At 60.9% G+C, this 22,096-nt stretch carries 18 protein-coding genes; 11 read left to right on the top strand and 7 right to left on the bottom strand.

Annotation, left to right across the window (positions count from 1 at the left end):
* Positions 1–25 precede the first annotated feature (25 nt).
* Genes PMI32_RS25865 through rfbB form a run of 6 tightly spaced genes read right to left on the bottom strand, consistent with a single transcriptional unit; the run spans position 26 to position 6,624 of the window.
* A complete protein-coding gene (locus PMI32_RS25865; protein ID WP_008025032.1) occupies positions 26–1,420 on the bottom strand; it encodes a sigma-54-dependent transcriptional regulator in 1,395 nt (464 codons plus the stop codon).
* The gene (locus tag PMI32_RS25870; protein ID WP_032828580.1) at positions 1,417–3,225 is read right to left on the bottom strand and encodes a sensor histidine kinase; all 1,809 of its coding nucleotides are present in this window, start codon (positions 3,223–3,225) and stop codon (positions 1,417–1,419) included. Before PMI32_RS25870 ends, PMI32_RS25865 begins: the two co-directional genes overlap by 4 nt.
* A gap of 36 nt (positions 3,226–3,261) precedes the next feature.
* Entirely contained in the window at positions 3,262–4,131 is an 870-nt protein-coding gene (gene rfbD, locus PMI32_RS25875; protein WP_008025030.1) for a dTDP-4-dehydrorhamnose reductase, read from the bottom strand.
* Entirely contained in the window at positions 4,128–4,673 is a 546-nt protein-coding gene (gene rfbC / locus PMI32_RS25880) for a dTDP-4-dehydrorhamnose 3,5-epimerase (protein WP_008025028.1), read from the bottom strand. Before rfbC ends, rfbD begins: the two co-directional genes overlap by 4 nt.
* Positions 4,670–5,545 (bottom strand): glucose-1-phosphate thymidylyltransferase RfbA, encoded by an 876-nt coding sequence (rfbA, locus tag PMI32_RS25885; RefSeq protein WP_008025026.1) that lies wholly within the window; start codon positions 5,543–5,545, stop codon positions 4,670–4,672. Before rfbA ends, rfbC begins: the two co-directional genes overlap by 4 nt.
* Positions 5,542–6,624 carry a dTDP-glucose 4,6-dehydratase gene (gene rfbB / locus PMI32_RS25890; RefSeq protein ID WP_008025025.1) on the bottom strand — a complete coding sequence of 361 codons (1,083 nt, stop codon included), beginning with the start codon at positions 6,622–6,624 and terminating at the stop codon, positions 5,542–5,544. The genes rfbA and rfbB overlap by 4 nt, the downstream gene beginning before the upstream one ends.
* A 177-nt stretch (positions 6,625–6,801) precedes the next feature.
* Between rfbB and PMI32_RS25895 the strand changes: the two genes are divergently transcribed.
* The 4 genes from PMI32_RS25895 (at position 6,802) to PMI32_RS25910 (ending at position 12,452) form a co-directional block, all read left to right on the top strand.
* Positions 6,802–9,714, top strand: coding sequence for an aminotransferase (locus PMI32_RS25895; RefSeq protein ID WP_008025023.1), 2,913 nt, complete (start codon positions 6,802–6,804; stop codon positions 9,712–9,714).
* A gap of 287 nt (positions 9,715–10,001) precedes the next feature.
* Positions 10,002–10,880, top strand: a complete 879-nt coding sequence (gene aguB / locus PMI32_RS25900; RefSeq protein WP_008025021.1) for an N-carbamoylputrescine amidase — start codon at positions 10,002–10,004, stop codon at positions 10,878–10,880.
* Between the two features lie 4 nt (positions 10,881–10,884).
* Positions 10,885–11,991, top strand: coding sequence for an agmatine deiminase (gene aguA / locus PMI32_RS25905; RefSeq protein WP_008025020.1), 1,107 nt, complete (start codon positions 10,885–10,887; stop codon positions 11,989–11,991).
* A gap of 245 nt (positions 11,992–12,236) precedes the next feature.
* A complete protein-coding gene (locus tag PMI32_RS25910) occupies positions 12,237–12,452 on the top strand; it encodes a hypothetical protein (RefSeq protein WP_008025019.1) in 216 nt (71 codons plus the stop codon).
* A 210-nt stretch (positions 12,453–12,662) separates the two neighbouring features.
* Here the strand turns inward: PMI32_RS25910 and PMI32_RS25915 are convergent, their stop codons facing one another.
* Positions 12,663–14,756 (bottom strand): TonB-dependent receptor, encoded by a 2,094-nt coding sequence (locus tag PMI32_RS25915; RefSeq protein ID WP_008025017.1) that lies wholly within the window; start codon positions 14,754–14,756, stop codon positions 12,663–12,665.
* Positions 14,757–15,014: 258 nt separating this feature from the next.
* On the opposite strand from PMI32_RS25915, the gene PMI32_RS25920 reads away from it, so the two are divergent.
* The 7 genes from PMI32_RS25920 to PMI32_RS25950 all read left to right on the top strand — a co-directional run bounded on the left by PMI32_RS25920 (position 15,015) and on the right by PMI32_RS25950 (position 22,040).
* On the top strand, positions 15,015–15,686 hold the full coding sequence (locus tag PMI32_RS25920) for a DsbA family protein (RefSeq protein WP_008025015.1): 672 nt from the start codon (positions 15,015–15,017) through the stop codon (positions 15,684–15,686).
* A gap of 18 nt (positions 15,687–15,704) precedes the next feature.
* The gene (locus PMI32_RS25925; RefSeq protein ID WP_008025013.1) at positions 15,705–16,100 is read left to right on the top strand and encodes a nuclear transport factor 2 family protein; all 396 of its coding nucleotides are present in this window, start codon (positions 15,705–15,707) and stop codon (positions 16,098–16,100) included.
* 240 nt (positions 16,101–16,340) lie between these two features.
* A complete protein-coding gene (locus tag PMI32_RS25930) occupies positions 16,341–17,627 on the top strand; it encodes an OprD family porin (protein WP_008025011.1) in 1,287 nt (428 codons plus the stop codon).
* A 286-nt stretch (positions 17,628–17,913) separates the two neighbouring features.
* On the top strand, positions 17,914–18,927 hold the full coding sequence (locus tag PMI32_RS25935; RefSeq protein ID WP_008025009.1) for a 2-keto-3-deoxygluconate permease: 1,014 nt from the start codon (positions 17,914–17,916) through the stop codon (positions 18,925–18,927).
* On the top strand, positions 18,924–20,204 hold the full coding sequence (locus PMI32_RS25940) for a four-carbon acid sugar kinase family protein (RefSeq protein WP_008025007.1): 1,281 nt from the start codon (positions 18,924–18,926) through the stop codon (positions 20,202–20,204). Before PMI32_RS25935 ends, PMI32_RS25940 begins: the two co-directional genes overlap by 4 nt.
* Before the next feature lie 5 nt (positions 20,205–20,209).
* On the top strand, positions 20,210–21,211 hold the full coding sequence (gene pdxA, locus PMI32_RS25945; RefSeq protein ID WP_032828579.1) for a 4-hydroxythreonine-4-phosphate dehydrogenase PdxA: 1,002 nt from the start codon (positions 20,210–20,212) through the stop codon (positions 21,209–21,211).
* A gap of 55 nt (positions 21,212–21,266) precedes the next feature.
* A complete protein-coding gene (locus PMI32_RS25950; RefSeq protein WP_008025004.1) occupies positions 21,267–22,040 on the top strand; it encodes a DeoR/GlpR family DNA-binding transcription regulator in 774 nt (257 codons plus the stop codon).
* The last annotated feature ends 56 nt before the right edge of the window (positions 22,041–22,096 follow it).

Here is a 22,096-nt window from a genome sequence, read left to right as displayed (position 1 = left end):
CCCCTTGTTTGAAGTGATGACGGATTCAATCGAGTTCGTCGGTGTGGCTGCTGGCGCCGCTGTCGGCGAAGTTGAGGCCGTGCTTGCGCAGTTTGTCGTGCAAGGTTTTGCGCGGAATGCCGAGGGCTTCGGCGAGGCTGCGCACCGAGCTGTGAGAGCGTGCCAGTTCGGCGGCAATCAGCGTTTTCTCGAAGTTTTCCACCTGCTCGCTCAAGCCGCCGCTGACCGCTTCAACCGTTGTGCCCGCCGTGCCATCCGGCGCGTTGTTGTCCAGCGCCAGTTCGAGGCCCAGGGCGAAACGTTCGGCGGCGTTTTGCAGTTCCCGCACGTTGCCCGGCCAGGTGTGACGCAGCAGCAGCGCCCGTTGCCCCGGTTGCAGTTCGTGGGGCGGCAAGCCATGGCGAGCACTGGCTTCATCGGCAAAGTGCTGGAACAGCATCAGCGCATCTTCACCGCGTTCGCGCAGCGGCGGAATGCGCAGCGGGGCGACGTTCAGGCGGTAATACAAGTCGGCGCGGAAGCGGCCCTGATCAGCGGCCTGGCGCAGGTCTTCCTTGGTCGCGGCGATGATGCGGATGTCCAGCGGGATCAACTGATTGCCGCCCAGACGCTCGACTACACGTTCTTGCAGCAAGCGCAGCAGTTTCACCTGCACGTCCAGGCTCATGCTTTCGATTTCATCGAGGAAAACCGTGCCGCCGCTGGCGAATTCGAATTTGCCGATACGGCGCTTCTGCGCACCGGTAAACGCGCCCGGCTCGTGACCGAACAACTCGCTTTCCACCACGGATTCGGCCAGAGCCCCGGCGTTGATCGCTACAAACGGGCCATTACGCCGGTTCGACAAATCGTGCAGCGCCCGCGCCACGACTTCTTTGCCGGCGCCGGTTTCGCCGAGGATCAGCACATCGGCCTTGGTCGCCGCCAGTGCACCGATCTGCTCGCGCAGACGCAGCATTGGCGCCGATTGCCCGACCAGTCTTGTGCTCAGTTCATTGCGGTCGCTGAGGGCCAGACGCAAGCTGCGGTTGTCCAGCACCAGTCGGCGCAGGGCCAACGCGCGGCGCACGCTGTCGAGCAAGGCGTCGCTGGCGAACGGTTTTTCCAGAAAGTCATAAGCCCCGGCACGCATGGCTTGCACCGCCAGCGGCACGTCGCCGTGACCGGTGATCAGCAGCACCGGCAGTTCCGGGTCCTGGGCGTGCAGTTCGGTCAGCAGTTCGAGACCGTCCATGCCGGGCATGCGGATATCGCTGACCACCACGCCCGGCCAGTCGCGTTCCAGTTGCCCGGCCAGGCCCTTGGCTTCGGCCAGCGGCAGGATTTTCAGGCCGGCCAGATCCAGCGTCTGGCTCAGGGCCTGGCGCAGATGGGGATCATCGTCGATCAGCACGACCTGGATGCGGTTGTCGATGGTCATGCACTTCGGTCCTCGGACGGTTGCAGGCTCACGCCCGGTGCGCCTGCGCGCAGTTTCAGGGTAATCAGGGCGCCGCCTTCCTTGTGGTTGGCGAACGACAGTTCACCGCCGAAGGCGCGCATCAGGGTTTCGCAAATCGCCAGCCCCAGACCGAGCCCCTGCGTGCGGGTCTTGGTGGTGTAGAAGGGCTCGCTGGCGCGGCCAAGGGCCTCCATGCAAAAGCCGGGGCCGTTGTCGCGAATGTACAGAATGACGCCGTCGGCGGTGGATTGGGCACTCAACCAGAGTTTACGCGGCGGGCCCTTTTCCGTCAGCGCGTCCAGTGCGTTGGCCAACAGATTGCCGAGCACCTGGCGCAGACGGGTTTCCCCGGCCTCGACCCACAGCGTGGCGGCGGGCAAATCGCGGATCAGCTCGACTTCCATGCTCCGTCGACGCTTGGCCAACAGCGCCAGCGCGTCGTCGAGCGCCGGTTGCAGCGCGACGCTTTCCGGCGCGTGGCGATCACGCCGGGCAAAGGCACGCAGGTGCGCGATGATCGAAGCCATGCGCCCGGTCAGTTCGCTGATCAGTTTGAGGTTGCCGCGCGCATCGTCGGTGCGCTGATGATCGAGCAGCACTTCGGCGTTTTCCGCGTAGCTGCGGATGGCGGCCAGCGGTTGATTCAGTTCATGGCTGATGCTTGCCGACATGGTCCCGAGCGCCGACAGCTTGCCGGCCTGCACCAGGTCATCCTGGGCGCGCACCAGTTCCTGTTGGGCGTGCTCGCGCTCCAGCACTTCCTGTTTCAGTCGGCGGTTCAGGCCTTCGAGGTCGCTGGTTCGTTCAGCGACCCGGCCTTCCAGTTCGCGCCGGGCCTTGGCTTCAAAGGCGATCCGTTCAAGGTAGTGACGGCGCCGTTGCATCATCAGGCCGAGCAGCAGCATCAACACCAACAGCGTCGCACCGCCGATGGCGACCACCGTGCGCACAGGGCGATCGATCAAGGTGCGCGGTGCAAGAATGCTGACGCTCCAGCCGGTTTCGTCGATCTGCCGGGTCTGGGTCAGCCAGGCGTCAGGATTGAGATTCAACGGCTTCGGGTCGCGGGTCGGATAGGGTTGAATCGCAGTGATTGCCTCGCGCTCGCCCTCGCCCAGTGGCCGGGTCGAGCGGAATCGCCACTCTGGCCGCGAGGTGAGGATGACCACGCCGTTGTGGTCGGTGACCAGCAGTTGTTCCGGGGTTTTACCCCAAAGGCTTTCGGTGTGGTCCAGGTCGACCTTGACCACCAGCACGCCGAGGATTTTTTCGCCGTCACGCACGGCCGCCGCAAAGAAGTAACCGCGTTTGGCCGAGGTGGTGCCCAGCCCGAAAAACCGCCCGAGACGCCCGGCCATGGCTTCGCTGAAGTACGGGCGGAACGAAAAATTCCGGCCGACGAAGCTGTCGTGTTTGTCCCAATTGGACGCCGCAAGGGTCTTGCCGGTGGTGTCCATGAGGTACATGACTTCGGCACCGGTCTGCGCGCTGATGTTCTTCAGCAAGCGGTTGGCATTGCCTTGGGTCACACCGTCATCAGGGGCCCCGAGCGTGGCGCGCAGGGCCGGCAGGTCGCCGAGGATCTGCGGCAGCACTTCATAGCGATGCAGGGTGCCCAGCAGGTTGGCGACGTACAGGTCGAGGGTCTGCCGGTTCTGCCCGGCCAGTTCGCTGCGGTAATAACGCTCGGCCAGATGCTCCAGCGGCCAGAGCAACGGCGCCAGGCACAGCGCCAGCAGGGCGAGGCTACGCCAACGGGGTCTGCGGGGGAGGGTCGGAGTCATGAGCATCAGGCGCCTGAGGGTACAGGCGCATTATGCCTAGGCTTGCCCGGCAAGACACTCGCGCAGCGCGGTTTGCCAGTCTGGCTGACTGACGCCCCATTCGCGGAGCAGCCGACTGCAATCGAGGCGCGAGTTCAACGGTCGGGCGGCAGGCGTCGGGTAATCGCTGGAAGGGATGGGCAACAGGTGCGCGCAAGGCTTGCCCTGTTTGCGCAGCGCTTCGCCGATGGCCTGGGCGAAACCGAACCATGAGGTTTCACCCTGAGCAGTCAGGTGATAAGTGCCCCAGGCGCCCTGCTCACCAGCCTGCCAGCGCTCGATCAGGGCGAGGGTGCTGTTGGCGATCGTGCCGGCCCAAGTGGGCGCGCCGATCTGGTCGGCAACGATGCGCAACTCGGGTTTTTCTTGCAGCAGACGCTGCATCGTCAGCAGGAAATTGTGGCCGAGGGCCGAGTAAACCCAGCTGGTCCGCAGAATCAGATGCTTGCCCCCCACCGCCGTGATGGCTTGTTCGCCGGCCAGTTTGCTCTGGCCATAAACGCCCAGAGGGTGAGGCGCATCGTCCTCGTTGTAAGGCTCGCCCTTGCTGCCGTCGAACACGTAATCGGTGGAGTAATGAATCAACGGGATGCCCAGCGCCAGTGCTTCTTCGGCCAGTATGCCCGGCGCCTGCGCGTTGACGGCGAAGGCGGGTCCCGGCTCGCTTTCAGCCTTGTCGACCGCTGTAAAAGCCGCCGCGTTGATGATCAGATCGGGACGAACGTGCCTGACCTGCTGACGAATTTGCTCCGGTTGACTCAGATCGAGCTGATCGCGACCTGGAACGACCAACTCGCCGAGAACACCCAGGCGCTTCTGCACTTCACTTGAAACCTGTCCATGTTGACCGCTGATAAGAATTCTCATGGAAACAGATCGATCTCTTGCAAGGTTTTTCCCAGTTTGTCTTTGGCCGAAAGCTGGGGTGCTTCGTCCAGTTGCCAATCGATGGCCAGCGTCGGATCGTCCCAACGGATGCAACGCTCAGCGGACGGGTTGTAATAGTCCGTGGTCTTGTAGAGAAACTCGGCGACGTCGCTGAGCACCACAAACCCGTGGGCGAAGCCTTCCGGTACCCACAGTTGGCGACGATTTTCTGCGGACAAGCGCACCGCCACCCACTGGCCGAAATTCGCCGAATCACGACGTACATCGACGGCGACATCCAGCACTTCACCGACGGTCACTCGCACCAGTTTCCCCTGGATGTTTTCCAGTTGGTAGTGCAGGCCGCGCAGCACGCCTTTCTGCGAGCGGGAATGGTTGTCCTGCACGAATTGCCGGTCCAGTCCTGTTGCCTCTTTGAACGCCCTGGCGTTGAAGCTCTCGTAGAAAAAGCCACGCTCATCCCCGAAGACTTGGGGTTCGAGGATCAGCACTTCGGGCAGATCGGTTTCAATCACTTTCACTTTTCTACCCCGGCCAGCGTGTAGAGGTACTGGCCATAACCGGTCTTGCCGAAATAACGGGCGCGCTCCAGTAAAAGCTCACGGCTGATCCAGCCATTGTCGTAAGCAATTTCTTCGAGGCAGGCCACTTTGAGCCCTTGGCGGCGCTCGATGGTTTGCACGTACTGAGAAGCATCGAGCAAGCTGTCGTGGGTGCCGGTATCCAGCCAGGCGAAGCCGCGACCGAAGCGCTCGACCTGCAGATCGCCGCGTTTGAGGTAGGCATTGTTGACGTCGGTGATCTCCAGCTCGCCGCGAGGCGAAGGCTTGATCGTTTTGGCAATCTCGATCACATCGTTGTCGTAGAAATACAGACCGGTCACGGCATAGCTGGATTTCGGTTTTTCCGGTTTTTCTTCGATCGACAGGGCGCAGCCTTCGCTGTCGAAATCAATCACGCCGAAGCGCTCCGGGTCTTTGACCCAATAGCCGAACACAGTGGCGCCGGAGGGGCGTTTCGAGGCGTTCTTCAACTGGTCGCCAAAGTGCTGGCCATGGAAGATGTTGTCGCCGAGGATCAGGCACACCGGGTCATCGCCAATGAACTCTTCACCGATCAGAAAGGCCTGTGCCAGGCCATCCGGTGAAGGCTGCTCGGCGTAGCTGAAGTTCACGCCGAACTGACTGCCGTTCCCCAACAGGTTGCGATATTGCGGCAGATCCTGTGGTGTGGAAATCAACAGAATGTCTTTGATGCCGGCCAGCATCAGTACCGAGATCGGGTAGTAGATCATCGGTTTGTCATAGACCGGCAACAACTGTTTGGAGACGCCGAGCGTGATCGGGTGCAGACGCGTGCCCGTGCCGCCGGCCAAAACAATTCCTTTCATCATGCGAGTAACTCCTTGATGTCGATGGCGCCCAGGCGTTCACCCTGATAGCTGCCGTCCTGAACGCGACGGCACCACTCCAGATTATCCAGATACCACTGAACGGTTTTGCGCAGGCCGGTTTCGAACGTTTCTTCGGGCGTCCAGCCGAGCTCGCGTTCGATCTTGCTCGCGTCGATCGCGTAACGCAGATCGTGGCCGGGACGGTCATGGACAAAGGTGATCAGGTCGGTAAATTTCGCGACGTGTGCAGGTTTGTTCGGGGCCAGTTCTTCGAGCAGCGCGCAGATGCCGCGTACCACGTCGATGTTCTTCTGCTCGTTGTGACCGCCGATGTTGTAGGTCTCGCCAACGACGCCTTCGGTGACCACTTTGAGCAACGCCCGGGCGTGATCTTCGACGAACAGCCAGTCGCGCACTTGCAAGCCATCGCCATACACCGGCAGCGGCTTGCCGGCCAAGGCGTTGAGAATTACCAGCGGGATCAGTTTTTCGGGAAAGTGGAACGGCCCGTAATTGTTCGAACAGTTGGTCAGCAGCACCGGCAGGCCGTAGGTACGCTGCCAGGCGCGGACCAGATGGTCGGAGGCCGCCTTGCTGGCGGAGTACGGCGAGCTGGGCGCGTACGGCGTCGTTTCAGTGAACAGATCGTCGACGCCGTGCAGGTCGCCATAGACCTCATCGGTGGAGATGTGATGGAAGCGGAAGGCGTTTTTTTCAGGCGTAGCCAGCGTGTGCCAGTAGGCGCGGGCAGCCTCCAGCAGGCTGTAGGTGCCGACGATGTTGGTCTGAATGAAATCCGATGGACCATCGATTGAGCGGTCGACATGGGATTCCGCCGCCAGGTGCATGATCGCATGAGGCTGGAAACGTGCCAGGACCGCGCTCACGGCCGCCTGATCGACGATATCGGCCTGCACGAACTCGTAGCGCGTGTCGGTGGCGATGCTGGTCAGCGATTCGAGATTGCCGGCGTAGGTCAGTTTGTCGAGGTTGAGCACTTCGTGCTCGGTGGACCGAATCAGGTGGCGAATCAGGGCAGAGCCAATGAAACCGGCACCGCCGGTGATAAGTATGCGCATGTTGACCAGCCTTTTTTCGAAAGACGATGTAGCGAGTGATCATAGCTTGTCGGCAGCATAGTAGAGGTGCAAGAGGGCAGTGACTGCTATTTAAGGTTTGCCGCGTCAACAGGGGGGTTGATTATCGACCGATGCAGTGGCGATATAAGCGCCTAATAACATTTCAGGGGTTGTTGTATGCCGCTCGCCACGTTGATTCATCGCGCCAGTTTGCCCAGCCCGCAAGTGTCTGCGGAGCAAGCGCTAGAGCTGCTCGAGGGGCATTACGGGCTGAGCGCAAAGCTGCAGGCGCTCGGCAGCCAGCAGGACCTCAACTTCCGCGTTGACAGTCAGCATGGGCGTTTCGTCCTGAAAATCTGCCGGGGCGACTATTCGGTGCTGGAGCTGCAAGCCCAGCATGCCGGGCTCAAGCATCTGGCCGACCACTCCAGTGTGCCGGTGCCGCGAGTGATTGCCGCGCAAAGCGGCGCCGATTTGCTGTCACTGGATATCGGCGGGCAAGCGGTGCACGTACGCCTGCTCGAATACATCGAGGGCCAGTCGCTTACGCATCTCGATCATCTGCCCGGATCCGTGGTGGCCGGTTTCGGCCGGCTCTGCGGCGAAATGGACCTGGCGCTGGCCGCTTTCGATCATCCGGGCCTTGAGCGCACCCTTCAGTGGGACGCCCGCCACGCGAATGCGTTGATCGCGCATTTGCTGCCGGTGATTGCAGATGACCGACAACGCGCGTTGATCGCCGAAGTGGCCGAACAGGCCGAGCGGCATTTGCAGCCGCTGGTGGACAAGTTGCCGGTACAGGCCATTCACATGGACATCACCGACGACAACGCGGTCTGGCAGCGCGATGCGCAACGCCAGTGGCAATTGCAGGGCGTGATCGATTTCGGCGATCTGGTCCGCACGTGGCGCATTACCGACCTGTCGGTGACCTGCGCGGCGCTGCTGCACCATGCCGGTGGCGATCCGTTCTACATTTTGCCGGCGGTTCAGGCCTATCACGCGGTCAATCCGCTGCAACACGAAGAGCTGCTGGCGCTGTGGCCATTGATCGTCGCGCGGGCGGCGGTGCTGGTGCTCAGCGGCGAGCAGCAGGTCAGCATCGACCCGGGTAATGCCTACAGTCGCGACAACCTGACCCATGAGTGGGAGATTTTCCGCGTGGCCACGTCGGTGCCGTTGGCGTTGATGGAAGCGGCGATCCTCACCTCGGTAGGTCACAGCCTGCCGGACATCGGCAGCGAAGGCTTCGCACCGCTGCTGCCGAGCCTGGTCGGGCGCGAATTTGCCTTGATCGATCTGGGCGTATTGAGCCCGCATTTCGAGGCCGGTAACTGGGAGCAGGAGGGGATCGATCAGCGTCTGTTGAGCGAAGCGGCTGCGGCCCACGGCTTGGCAGCGAGCCGTTACGGACAATACCGTTTGTCCCGCACCCGTCCGGACAGTGCGTCGGAGCCAGACACCTGCCCGTTGCATGTCGAGTTGCGGGTGCCTCATGGCACTGCGGTCGAATCGCCGTTTGCCGGGGTTGTTCATCAACCGGCGCCGGGTGTGCTGCAACTGGACGGCCCGCAGTTGAGCGTGCGGTTGTGGGGCGTGACGCCATCGCTGCACACCGGTGCGGCACTGGTCAAAGGCCAGGTGTTGGGTTCGGTCAGCGGCCCGTTGCGGGTGCAGTTGTGCCGAGGCGCGGCGCTCGATGCGCCGTTGTTTTGCACACCTTCGCGCGCGGCGGCCTGGCAAGCGTTGTGCCCGTCACCGGCGGCGTTGCTGGGGCTGGCGTGCGATGCCGAAGCAGAGCTTGATTCGCAGACCTTGCTGGCGCGCCGCGACGCCAGTTTTGCCCGAACGCAGAAGCACTATTACGTCGACCCGCCGCGCATCGAGCGCGGCTGGCGCAATCACTTGATCGACATGCAGGGCCGCTCCTACCTCGACATGCTCAACAACGTCGCGGTGCTTGGCCACGGTCATCCGCGCATGGCCGCGGTCGCCAGTCGTCAATGGTCGCTGCTCAACACCAACTCGCGGTTCAACTACGCAGCGGTTGCCGAGTTTTCCGAGCGCTTGCTGAAACTGTCGCCGGAGGGCATGGACCGGGTGTTCCTGGTCAACAGCGGCAGCGAGGCCAACGACCTGGCGATCCGTCTGGCGTGGGCCTACAGCGGCGGTCGCGACATCATCAGCGTGCTGGAGGCGTATCACGGCTGGACCGTGGGCGCGGACGCGGTCTCGACCTCGATCGCCGACAACCCCAAGGCCTTGAGCAGCCGTCCCGACTGGGTGCACCCGGTGACAGCGCCGAACACCTATCGCGGCGAATTCCGTGGCCCGGACAGTGCGCCGGATTATGTGCGCAGCGTCGAACACAACCTGGCGAAAATCGCTGAGCAGCAACGCCCGCTGGCCGGTTTCATCTGCGAGCCGGTGTATGGCAATGCCGGTGGTATTTCGCTGCCGCCGGGTTACCTGAAACAGGTCTATGCAATGGTCCGTGCGCAGGGCGGCGTGTGCATCGCCGACGAAGTGCAGGTGGGTTACGGCCGCATGGGCCATTTCTTCTGGGGCTTCGAAGAGCAGGGCGTGGTGCCGGACATCATCACCATGGCCAAAGGCATGGGTAACGGCCAACCGCTGGGCGCGGTGATCACCCGTCGGGAAATCGCCGAAGCGCTGGAGGCCGAGGGCTACTTCTTCTCGTCGGCGGGGGGTAGCCCGGTCAGTTGCCAGATCGGCATGGCCGTTCTGGATGTGATGGAAGAGGAAAAACTCTGGGAAAACGCCCAGGTCGTGGGCGGGTATTTCAAGGAGCGTCTTGAGGCGCTGATCGACAGTCATCCATTGGTAGGCGCGGTGCACGGTTCCGGTTTTTATCTGGGCGTGGAGTTGATCCGCAACCGCGAAACCCTGGAGCCGGCGACCGAGGAGACGACGGCGCTGTGTGACCGGTTGCGGGAGCTGGGGATTTTCATGCAGCCGACCGGTGATTACCTGAACGTCCTCAAGATCAAACCGCCGATGGTTACGTCGCGCCAGAGTGTGGATTTCTTTGTCGACATGCTGGCGAAGGTGCTTGACGAAAACCTGTAGGAGCCGGCTTGCCGGCGATAGCGGCAGGTCAGTCGACGTAAATGTTGAATGATAAGACGCCATCGCTGGCAAGCCAGCTCCTACAGGAGGTGGGGTGATTAAGTTCGATTGTTATCGGGTTTAAGTGCTGTTGTTTTCGACAGAAGGAAGATTAATCGCTTTTAAAGCCGATTTTTATCGGCTATAAAGTCGCCATTGCCGCGGCGTGTCTCTTCACGTCCGGCGCTTCCCTTTCTGTCATCGGTCGATGCCAAGCTCGACCCACAGCACTTGCCCGGAGATGATTCATGAGCCGTATCGTTACCGTCGCCGCCACCCAGATGGCCTGTTCCTGGGACCTTGAAGCCAACCTCGAAACCGCTGAAAGGCTGGTCCGTGAGGCTGCGGCCAAAGGCGCGCAGATCATCCTGATCCAGGAACTGTTCGAGGCGCCGTACTTCTGCCAGAAGCCGAACCCGGATTACCTGCAGCTGGCCACGACGGTTGAAGACAACGTCGCCATCAAGCACTTCCAGAAAATCGCCAAAGAGCTGCAAGTGGTGCTGCCGATCAGCTTCTACGAACTGGCCGGCCGCGCGCGTTTCAACAGCATCGCGATCATCGATGCCGACGGCTCCAACCTCGGGATTTATCGTAAAAGCCACATCCCGGACGGCCCTGGCTATCACGAAAAGTATTACTTCAACCCGGGCGATACCGGCTTCAAAGTCTGGAACACCCGCTACGCGAAAATCGGCGTGGGCATCTGCTGGGATCAGTGGTTCCCGGAATGCGCGCGCAGCATGGCGTTGCTGGGTGCGGAAATTCTGTTCTACCCGACGGCCATCGGCAGCGAGCCGCACGACAAGACCATTTCGTCCCGTGACCATTGGCAGCGTGTGCAACAGGGCCATGCCGGTGCCAACCTGATGCCGCTTATCGCCAGCAACCGTATCGGCAATGAGGAGCAGGACGGGTACGACATCACCTTCTACGGCTCGTCGTTCATCGCCAACCAGTTCGGCGAGAAGGTTCAGGAACTCAATAAAACCGAAGAAGGCGTATTGGTTCATCGCTTCGACCTCGACGAACTGGAGCACATCCGCAGCGCATGGGGCTCGTTCCGTGATCGCCGCCCGAACCTATACAATGCGCTCAAAACCCTCGACGGTTCCCTGGAGTCCTGACCGCATGACCACTTTAAACAGCACCCCGCGCGCCGACGGCTTCTACATGCCCGCCGAGTGGGCGGCGCAAACCCAAACCTGGATGATCTGGCCCGAGCGTCCGGACAACTGGCGCCTTGGCGGCAAACCGGCGCAAGCCGCACACGTGGCGGTGGCCAAGGCCATCGCGCGTTTCGAACCGGTGACCGTGGCGGTGTCCGCCGGCCAATACGAAAACGCCCGGGCGCGTCTCGACGTGCCGAATATTCGTGTGGTCGAGATGTCCAGCGACGACGCCTGGGTCCGCGATACCGGCCCGACATTCGTCATCAATAACAGCGGTGAAGTCCGCGGCGTGAACTGGGATTTCAACTCCTGGGGCGGCTTTGACGGTGGGTTGTATTCGCCTTGGAACCGCGACTCGCAGGTCGGCGGCAAGATCCTCGAGATCGAACGCAGCCCGCGTTATCGCACCGAGGGTTTTGTGCTCGAGGGCGGTTCGATTCATGTGGATGGTGAAGGCACGCTGATCACCACTGAAGAATGCCTGCTCAACCGCAATCGCAACCCGCACATGAACCGTGCGGAAATTGAAGCGATGCTCAGCGCGAATCTGGCTGTGGATAAAATCATCTGGCTACCGGACGGTTTGTTCAACGACGAAACCGACGGCCATGTGGATAACTTCTGCTGCTACGTGCGACCGGGCGAAGTATTGCTGGCCTGGACCGACGATCCGCAAAACCCGAATTACCCGCGCTGCCAGGCGGCGATGAAAGTGCTGGAAAGCAGCACCGACGCCAAAGGTCGCCCATTCACGGTGCACAAGATGCCGATTCCCGGGCCGCTGTATGCGACCGAAGAAGAGTGCGCCGGCGTCGACCCGGTGGACGGCACCCAGGAACGCAATCCGACCGTTCGTCTGGCCGGTTCCTACGTGAACTTTCTCATCGTCAACGGCGGCATCATCGCGCCAAGTTTCGACGACCCACTGGATGGTCCGGCCAAAGAGATTTTGCAGAGCCTGTTCCCGCAACACGAAGTGGTGATGGTGCCGGGCCGCGAACTGTTACTGGGAGGCGGTAACATCCACTGCCTTACCCAACAACAGCCCGCGCCACACAAGGAGTGAGTGGGGTTGTAACAGCTTGAGTTGATTGCTAAATCGTTCAGGCAAACGTTTTCCCCGTACGCCTCGCAGAAAGCCCGCAGCCCGTCAGGACTACGGGCTTTTTTTGTATCCGCTTGTCGACCATCCAGACACATTGGCACAGCTCTTGTATCTCTCCTGGTGTAGACAGGGAGGGGGAGGACTTCGATGTTCTGTCATAAACCTTGGATAAGTTAGCCGCTCACAAACCAGGAGAGAGCGCGGAAATGAACGCCGAAATGAATGTGGTGGGCGAGCGGGCATTGCATCCCCTGGCAGTAAAGAACAGCGATTCGCTCCAGATTCTGGCGCACTGGTTGAAGTCCAATGGAACGCGTCAGATCAGGGAACCTGATCCGCGCCGGATGATGATCGAGCGTTACCCCGCTGGTTTATTCAGCGAAGCGGAACTGGAAGCGTTGTGGGATGTGATGGAAGGATAAGAAGAAAAACAACGGATTGATAAAAGCGCTGCCGGGAGGGCGGCGCTTTTTTTATGCCTGCAGGTTTTTCCGGTATTACACAAATCCCTGTAGGAGCTGGCTTGCCAGCGATGGCGGTTTTTCATCCAGCTTCAATGTTGAATGTTATGGCCTCATCGCTGGCAAGCCAGCTCCTACAGGGAGGTAGTGTGAAGTCTGGATCTTTGGTGTTTAGAAGCTGTAAGTCCCGGTCACCACCACGCTGCGCGGTTCACCCGGTTGAATCTGCGCCGCGCTGGTGGCCGACGAGTAATAGGTTTTATCGCTGATGTTGTTCAGCGCCGCGCGCAAATCCCAATCCTTCTGACGGAACCCGGCCAACGCATCCCAACGGCCATAACCCGGTAGCACGGTGGTGTTGAGGTTGTCGGCGTAACGCTGGCCCACCAGGGTCAAACCGGTTTCGGCGTACCAGCCCATTTCCGGTTTCCAGGTCAGGAACAGGCTGCCGTTGTGCTTGGCCACGTTGCTGATGCGCTTGCCTTCAAAGCCGTTGTTGTCCTTCTCGACCGTCGCGTCCTGCACGCCCACGCCACCGCGCACGTACCAGTTGCCGACAATCTTGCCGGTGCCGGTCAGCTCGATCCCGCGGGAACGTTGCTTACCGGAAAGCAAGGTAATGGTCGGGTTGAGCGGATCGCTGGTGCGACGGTTGTAGAGTTCCAGTTCGTAGACCGCCAGCGTGGTGCTCAGGCGATCGTCGAGCCAGTCGCTCTTCACGCCGATTTCCTTCTGCTTGGTCAGCTCGGGGCTCAGGTCGTTGGTGTTGCCGGCAGCGCCAGGCGTGATGCCGATCAAGCCACCGCCCACCGGGGAAAAGGTCTTGGTCCATGACGCATAGAAGGAATGATTCTGCAGCGGCGTCCAGACCAGTCCTACACGTGGGCTGGTGCTGTGGCTGTCGCGGTCCTCGGAAATGCCCCGCAGGTTGTTGGTCGATTCGATGTCGAAGGTGTCATAGCGCAGACCGCCCAACAGTTGCCATTCGTCGTTCAGGCGCAGTTGGTCCTGCACGTACACTGCACGGCTTTCGACTTCAGTGTGGTTGTCGCTGGACACCTGCATGCGTCCGGTGTGACGCAAATTGCGATTAGGGCTGTTCAGGTTCAGCGCCGGAACGGGCCGACTGCCGGGGCCGGTCGTGGCGGCGGTGTACAGGATCGGGTCGCGGCGCTGGCTGCCGATCTCGATGCCGGTCAGCAATCGATGCTCAAGGCCAAAGGTATCGAAACCACCCTCCAGCTCAACGTTGTTAAACACGTTGCGGGTATTCAGGTCCTGCTGCCAGTGCTGGCGCGTGACCGAGTTGGTCGCCGGGGTGTAGCCCGTCAGGTAGGTGTTGTCGAAATCGCTGTTGAGCTTGAACACACCCAAGGTCTGACGCAGCTGCCAGTTCTCGTTGATGTCATAGCTGAGTTTCGAGCGCAGGGATTGCGACTTGTCATCGATGAAATCGTTATCGCTGCCGTAGGTCGTATCCCGTCCGACATCTGCCGGGCGTCCGTTGACACCGGGAATTCCGCGATCCGGCGTACGGTTGTAGCGGCTGTATTCGTACTGCACCAACCAGTTGAGGTCGGGTGTCAGTTGCCAGCTCATCGACGGCGCGAACAACTGGCGATTGCCGCTGACGCCATCGCGGAAACTGTTCTGATCCATGTTGCCCATGTTCAGACGCAGGCTGATGTTCTCGCTGGGGTCAGTGCTCAGGTCCGCGTAAAGGCTGCGCAGATCGTTGCTGCCACCTTGGGCTTCGATGGTCGAACGGCGGCCGAATTCCGGCAGCTTGCTGACCCGGTTGACGATCCCGCCCTGACTGCCACGGCCGTACAACACCGCCGCCGGCCCCTTGAGGACTTCGATGCGCTCGATGTTGTGCAGGTCGCGCACGTACTGGCTGTCGTCCCGAATACCGTCCAGGTAAAAGTCGTTGCTGGCGTCGAAACCGCGAATGCGCAAGCTGTCGAAACGGGTGTCGGCGCCGCTGCTGACGTTGGGCATTCCGCTCAGCGCCGTGCCCAGATCGTTGGTCCCGTAATCGACGACGTTCGAGGTTTTTATCGAGTCGATGGCTTGTGGCACGTAGCGTACCGGCGTGGCCGTGCGGGTCGCTGTGCTGGTTTCTTTCACACGTGGATCGTCGGCCTCTGCTTCGGCGCTGATCGAAGTTGCCGGCAGGGTTGTAGGCGCGGCGTAGGAAAAACCGGCAGATAGCAAGGCAGAGAGCCCAAGACTGAAGGGCGTAAGACGAAATGGGGCAGGCATTAAGGACGCATCCGTAGGATTTTGGGTAGTATCGTGAAGGGTGCGAATGGTAATGCTTGCTATTTACTTTCGTGAATTATTCCTGAGAAGTTCCTTTGTTTGATTGTTTCAATTTGTGTCGTAGTTGTTACAGGAAGGATTTGCAGCATTCGACCGATTCATGAAACAGACTGAAAGCCATTCCGGCGTTTTTTAGAAACTGTCGCAGGGCTAACCTGCCGGCATCGATTTTTCCTACCTTATCGCCGGAGCCTTCCCATGATCCTTCACTACATTTACGACCCGTTGTGCGGCTGGTGCTGCGGCGCAAAACCACTGGTGCAAGCCGCTCAGGCCGTTCTGCCGGTGATTGCCCATGGCGGCGGCATGATGACCGGCGCCAACCGCCAGAGGGTCTCGCCACGTTTGCGTGACTACGTGATGCCCCACGACCGACGCATCGCCGAGTACACCGGTCAGCCATTCGGCGAAGCGTATTTCGAAGGGTTGCTGCGTGACGAAACGGCGGTGTTCGACTCCGCTCCGCCGATTGCCGCCGTACTCGCGGCGCAGCAGGTGGCTGGCCGTGGGCTGGAGTTGTTGGGCCGTTTGCAGAGCGCGCATTACGTGCAAGGGCGGCGTATCGCCGATGAAGCCGTGTTGATCGAACTCGCCAACGACATCGGCCTGGAGCCCGAAGCCTTCCTGTCAGCGTTTGAAAACGCCGATACCGATCGCCACATCAAAGCCAGTCGCGCCTTGTTGGCCAGCGTCGGCGGCCATGGTTTCCCGACTTTCGCCCTGGAGCAGGATGGCCAGTTCACGTTGATCGACATCAGCCCGTGGCTCGGCAAGCCGCAAGCTTTCGCGGCATGGCTGAGTCAATCGCTTCCCGCAGACGCCGCGACATCCGAGTTTCAAGCCTGTGGCCTCAACGGCTGTGCCCACTGAATTCTCCCGGAGCCTCTCATGGATAACCTGAGCCTGATCAAAAGCACCTACGAAGGCGCCAACTCCCAGGAAAATGCGCGCAACACCGCCGCAGCCCTGGCCGATGACGCTCGCTGGACCGAAGCCGCAGGCTTTCCCTACGCCGGCACCTACGTTGGTTTTGACGCCATCGTCGAGAATGTCTTCAAGCGTCTGGCCACGGAATGGGAAGGTTTTCAGCTGAAGATCGAGGACTACGTCGCACAGGGAGACAAGGTGTTTGCCTACGGCAATTACAGCGGAATCTACAAAGCTACCGGCCGGCCGATGAATGCTCGCGTCGCCCATTTGTGGACCATCGCCAATGGCAAAGTTACCCATTTTGAACAATTCGTCGACAGCCACACCGTGCAACGGGCAATCGTGGACAAGTAATTTCTTAGACGATTTTCACCTATTCACAGACGATTCATGAAATTGACACATGGTTAAGGGCGCGGATAGGATTCGCCCCAACGCCTGTGGCTAACCGCCATGACTCAAAAAAATAAAAAGGCCCGCTCCGCGATTTATCGTGGGCGGGCCTTTTTGTTTTCGGGTGAAAAAAGAGTGCGATAGCGCCGTTTCAGCCGTTCGACACAGCGCGTATCAACCCGAAATAAGGAAAAGAACAAAATGTTGAATAAGCGAATCAGCCTGATCGCTCTGGGGATGTTGAGTGCGACACAGGCCATGGCTAACGACCAGGCCGAATCCAAGGGTTTTGTTGAAGACAGCAGCCTCAAAGTGCTGCTGCGCAATGCCTACATCAATCGTGACTACAAAGACAGTCGTGAGGACAAAGCCGAGTGGGGCCAAGCGGCCATCGGCACGTTCTCGTCCGGTTTCACCCAAGGCACCGTCGGAGTGGGTGTGGATGCGTTCGGTCTGTACGCACTGCGTCTGGATGGCGGCAAGGGTCGCACCGGCGCGCAAGGCATCGACTTCTTCAAGAAGGGCGACAGCGGCAACGCGGCTGACGACCTGTCGAAGGGCGGCGCAGCGGTCAAATTCCGTCTCTCCAGCACCACGCTGACTTACGGCGACCAGATGCCGGCCCTGCCGGTGCTGAACTACGACAACGCACGCCTGCTGCCGGAAAGCTACACCGGCACGCTGATCACCTCCAAGGAGATCAAAGGCCTGGAACTGAACGCCGGTCGTTTCACCGCCGAATCGCGCAAAAGCGCGGAAGGTCGTGACAGCGGTGGCCTGAAGTCGATCAACGTATTGGGCGGTAGCTACCAGTTCACCGAGCAGTTCAAGGCGGCGGTGTACGCGTCCGACGTTGAAGACGTGTTGAAGAAGCAATACGTGAACGCCAACTACGTATTCCCGATCGACAAGGATCAGTCCCTGACCCTCGACTTCAACGGCTACCGCACCAAGCTGGACGATTCCTACGTCCGCGAAAGCGGTGCCACCGGCGACGACAACAAGATCTGGAGCCTGGCAGCCACCTTCGCCACCGGCCCGCACTCGTTCACCGTCGCTCACCAGCGCAGCACCGGCGACAGCAACCTGGGCTACGCCTACGGCGGCTATCAGAAGGATCAAGGTCGCGTCGGTGACGGTGGCAACACCATCTACCTGGCGAACTCCTACTGGTCCGACTTCAACGCTGAAGACGAGCGCAGCTGGCAGGTCGGCTACGGTCTGGATTTCAGCACGTTCGGCGTTCCGGGCCTGAGCTACAACGTGGCTTACGTGCGCGGCGACAACATCACCACTTCCACCAGCGAAGGCGGTACCGAGCGCGAAATCTTCAACCAGTTCAAGTACGTCGTGCAAAGCGGCCCGGCCAAAGACCTGAGCGTGAAACTGCGCAGCTCGATCCTGCGTGTTTCGCAGAAGTCCAGTGAGTACAACGTCAGCGGCAACGAAGTCCGTGTGTTCGTCGATTACCCGATCAACATTTTCTGATGATCGGTTGCCGTATCGAGGCCTGATTAGAGGCTGAGAACGAAGAAGCCCCGACTGGTTCGGGGCTTTTTTGTGGGCGGCGCGAGGCTCTAGGTCGCGGCAAGCGCATCAGGTGCTCAACGACTAACGACGCAAAATGATCAAAACGAGCATCCAGAATGATTGATTTGCGCAATCTGTAAGGGTGGCATAAGATAATTTTGACTGAATCAATCACTCTTGTGATCGATTCAGTCAGTTTCGAGGTGAAACACGTCTTACCCCACAATTATAAAAGGAGACCCTCGTGGCCCAATTTCCTATCAAGCGCACCATAGAACGCATCCCCGGCGGCATGATGATCGTGCCCCTGCTGATCGGTTCGCTGGTCGCCACCTTCATGCCTGATACGCCCAAGTTTTTCGGCTCCTTCACCAACGCACTGTTCACCGGGGCGTTGCCTATCCTCGCGGTGTTCTATGTGTGCATGGGCGCGAGCATCAACATCAAGGCCACGCCTTACCTGCTCAAGAAGGGCGGCACGCTGCTGATTACCAAAGTCGGCATCGCCGTGCTCATCGGTATCGTGCTCGGGCATTTCCTGGGTGAGCAGCCGATTTCGTCAGGCCTGTTCGCCGGCATCTCGACGCTGGCGGTGGTTGCCGCGATGAACGACACCAACGGCGGCTTGTACATGGCGCTGATGGGGCAGTACGGTCGCTCCGAAGACGTTGGTGCCTATTCGGTCATGTCCCTGGAGTCAGGCCCGTTCCTGACCATGGTCACCCTCGGCATCGCCGGCCTGTCGGCGTTCCCGTGGCCGACGCTGGTGGGCAGCATCCTGCCGCTGGCGCTGGGCATGTTGCTGGGCAATCTCGACCGCGACATGCGCGACTTCCTGGCCAAGGCCGTTCCGGTGATGATCCCGTTTTTCGCTTTGGCGCTGGGCGCCAGCCTGGATCTGCACAACGTCTGGCAGGCCGGTTTGCTGGGTCTCGGCATGGGTGTCGCCGTCGTTGTGTTGACTGGCATTCCGCTGTTCTTCGCTGATCGTTTGACCGGTGGCACGGGCGTCGCCGGTGTCGCTGCAGCTACCACCGCCGGGAACGCCGCAGCCGTTCCTGCGCTGATCGCGGCAGCCAATCCGGTGTACGCCGAAGCGGCCAAGAGCGCGACCATATTGGTAGCCGCCTGCGTGGTGGTCACCGCGATTCTTGCGCCGATACTCACTGCAGCCGTCGCCAAGCGCGTACAAAAGCGCAACCCTGTCGTCATCCCTGAGCAGGAGATCGAACCTCAAAAGCAGGAGGCGTTGCGATGAGGATTCTGATCATCGCCGATGATCTGTCCGGCGCGGCGGATTGCGCCATCGGCTTTGCGAGTGTGGGGCTGCAAACGGTGGTCACGCTCGATCCGCTGAACGACTCGGCCGATGCTCAGGTGATCGCTGCTGATACGGACACTCGCCGCCTCTCTGCGGCGCAGGCCGCCGAGCGCACCGTCGCTGCGTTCAAGGCGCTGCATCAGCCTGGGCAGCGGTTGTACAAGAAAATCGATTCGACCCTGCGCGGTAACTGGGCAGCGGAAGTCGCTGCCCTGCAACCCTTGGCCGGCCTGGCGATCGTTGCCCCGGCATTCCCTGCTACGGGGCGCACGTTGCGCGGCGGTCGGGTCTTCGTGAACGGTCAACCGCTGGAAACCACCGATACCTGGAAGCTCGAAAACGCTGATCGCCCAGCTGACGTAGAAGCGATGCTCATCGCCGCCGGCCTGAGCACTGCGACGCTGGATCTCGACACTTTGCGCGGCAACGAAAATGCGCTCGCGCAACACATCACCGAAGTCGCCCGCAGCGGCACGCAAGCGCTGATCGTCGATGCACAAATCGAAGACGATCTGCTGACCCTCGCTCGCCTGACGGCGTCGATGGATCAGCCGCTGTTCTGGATCGGTTCGGGAGGCCTGGCGCGGGAAATCGCCAGTCTTCCGGATTTCGCCGAAACGCGGTTTACGGCCATCGAACCGACCGCTCAGGAAAAAAACCAGGCGCCGATTCTGATCCTCGTCGGCAGCCTTTCCGGCGTCTGCGAGCGGCAATGCGCGCTGCTCAAGGAGCGCGGCGGTGTCAGCGAATTGGTCGTCCCGCCTGAGGTCCTTCGCCAGGGCGTCGCCCATGAAGATTGGGCAACCTGGCAAACACGCATCGGCGAACAACTTGATGGCTGGAGCGATCTGCTGCTTCGCATCGGCCGCGATGACGCTTTCGATCCGCACGAAGGTGCACAACTCTCGACGATGCTGGCCGTGCTGGTCGAACCGCACTTCGCCAAGGTCGGCGGCCTGATCGCCACAGGCGGCGAAACGGCGCGGGCCATTTTGACCACCGTCGGCATCGACAGCCTGCAACTCATCACCGAAATCGAGGCCGGCGTTGCCTTCGCCCGCCCGACTGTTTCCCGGCAAGGCCATCGTCCCGGCATCGTGACCAAGGCCGGCGCGTTCGGCACCGATCACGCTTTGTATGCGGCATGGCAACACCTGAGCGACAGCGCCGATCGCTCCTCGCCCCAACGCACACGAATCCAAGGACTCGAATGAACACTATGAGCAATTACCTCCCTATCATCGGCATCACCATGGGCGACGCCTCGGGTGTCGGTCCGGAAATCGTGGTCAAGAGCCTGACTCACGACATCGTCTATCAACAGTGCCGACCGCTGGTGATTGGCGATGCGCGCCGTCTCGAACAAGCCAATGTGATCGTCGGCGGCAGCGCCAAAGTGCGCCGCATCAAGGACGCGTCCGAGGCACGCTACGAGACCGGCGTGATCGACTGCATCGACCTCGACCTGATCCCCGACGACCTGCCATTCGGCGAACTCTCGCCCATCGCCGGTGACGCCGCTTACCAATACATCGCTCGTGCCGTAGAGCTGGCGCAGGCCAACCAGATTGACGCGATCTGCACCGCGCCGCTGAACAAGGAAGCGCTGCACGCCGGCGGCCACAAGTACCCTGGCCACACCGAAATGCTCGCGCACCTGACCAACGTCGATGAAGTTTCCATGATGCTGGTGGCACCGCAGCTGCGGGTGATTCACGTAACGACCCACATTGGCATCATCGACGCGATCCGCAAGATCGAGCCGGGCCTGGTCCAGCGCACCATCGAGCGCGGCAACGCGACGCTGATCAAGGCCGGCATCGCTCGCCCGCGCATTGGCGTGTGCGGGATCAACCCGCATGCCGGTGAAAACGGCCTGTTCGGTTATGGCGAAGAGGAAGAAAAAATCATCCCTGCGGTGAAGCTGTTGCAGGAACGCGGCCTCGACGTCACCGGCCCGCTGCCAGCCGACACCCTGTTCTTCCGCGCCGGACGTGGTGACTTCGATCTGGTGGTCGCGATGTATCACGACCAGGGTCACGGCCCGGTCAAGGTGCTCGGCCTGGAAGCAGGCGTGAACGTCACCGTCGGCCTCGACGTGATCCGCACCTCGGTCGATCACGGCACCGCGTTCGACATCGCCGGCAAAGGCATCGCCGATGAGCGCAGCCTGCTTGAAGCGCTGCGCCAGGGCGCGGAACTGGCCACGCGACGGGGATGAGCCGCAGGGGCGCTGTCGTGTAAGATCGACCACCGTCCACCGTGCGAGACCCGCCATGAAAGCCTCCGAACGCCACCGCGCCATCCTTGACCTCGTACGCATCGGCGATGCCAACGTCGAGCAATTGAGCGCGGCCCTCGGCGTTTCGGAAGCCACGGTGCGACGCGACCTGACCATGCTCGCCAAACAACGGCACCTGGTGCGCACCTACGGCGGCGCCACCGCCGTGGTCGGCGTGCATGAACCGGAAGCTTCGCTCGAAGAGCGCAAAACCAGCCAGTGGGAACAGAAAGACGCCATCGCCCAAGCGGCGGCGGCGCATGTCCAGGACGGCGACACCGTCCTGCTCGACGGCGGCACCACCTGCGCCGCGCTGGCCCATCACCTGTGCTCGCGACAAGACGTGCACGTGGTCACCAACAACCTGCTGGCAGTGATGACCCTGGCCAATGCGCCGGGCATTCGCCTGACCTTGATCGGCGGTGACTTGCGCAGTTCGAGCATGAGCACGCTGGGGCCGTTGGCGGAGTTGACCTTGAGCCGGTTGAGCGTCGACAAAGCCTTCCTCGGCGCGGACGGTGTGGTTGCAGAGTTTGGTTTGTGCGAGGCGAGTGCGCAGCAAGCGTATCTCAAGGAATGCATCATCAAACGCGCGGCGCAGATTGTGGTACTCGCCGACACAGACAAACTCGGCCGTGCGCGGCAACAGCACTGGACGCCGATTGAGCGGGAGTGGCGGTTGATTACCGGCGCCGCTGCCGATGACGCTGCGCTCGCACCGTTTCATGCCCTCAAGCAAATCACCGTTGAAACCGTGATCGTCGATTAAAACACCGATCTGTAGGAGCCGGCTTGCCGGCGATGGTGTCCTTAAAATCGCCATCG

The sequence above is a fragment of the Pseudomonas sp. GM60 genome, assembly GCF_000282415.1.
GTDB lineage: Bacteria > Pseudomonadota > Gammaproteobacteria > Pseudomonadales > Pseudomonadaceae > Aquipseudomonas > Aquipseudomonas migulae.
Note: the sequence above shows the minus strand (reverse complement) of the source record. Positions and strands in the feature narration are given on the sequence as shown.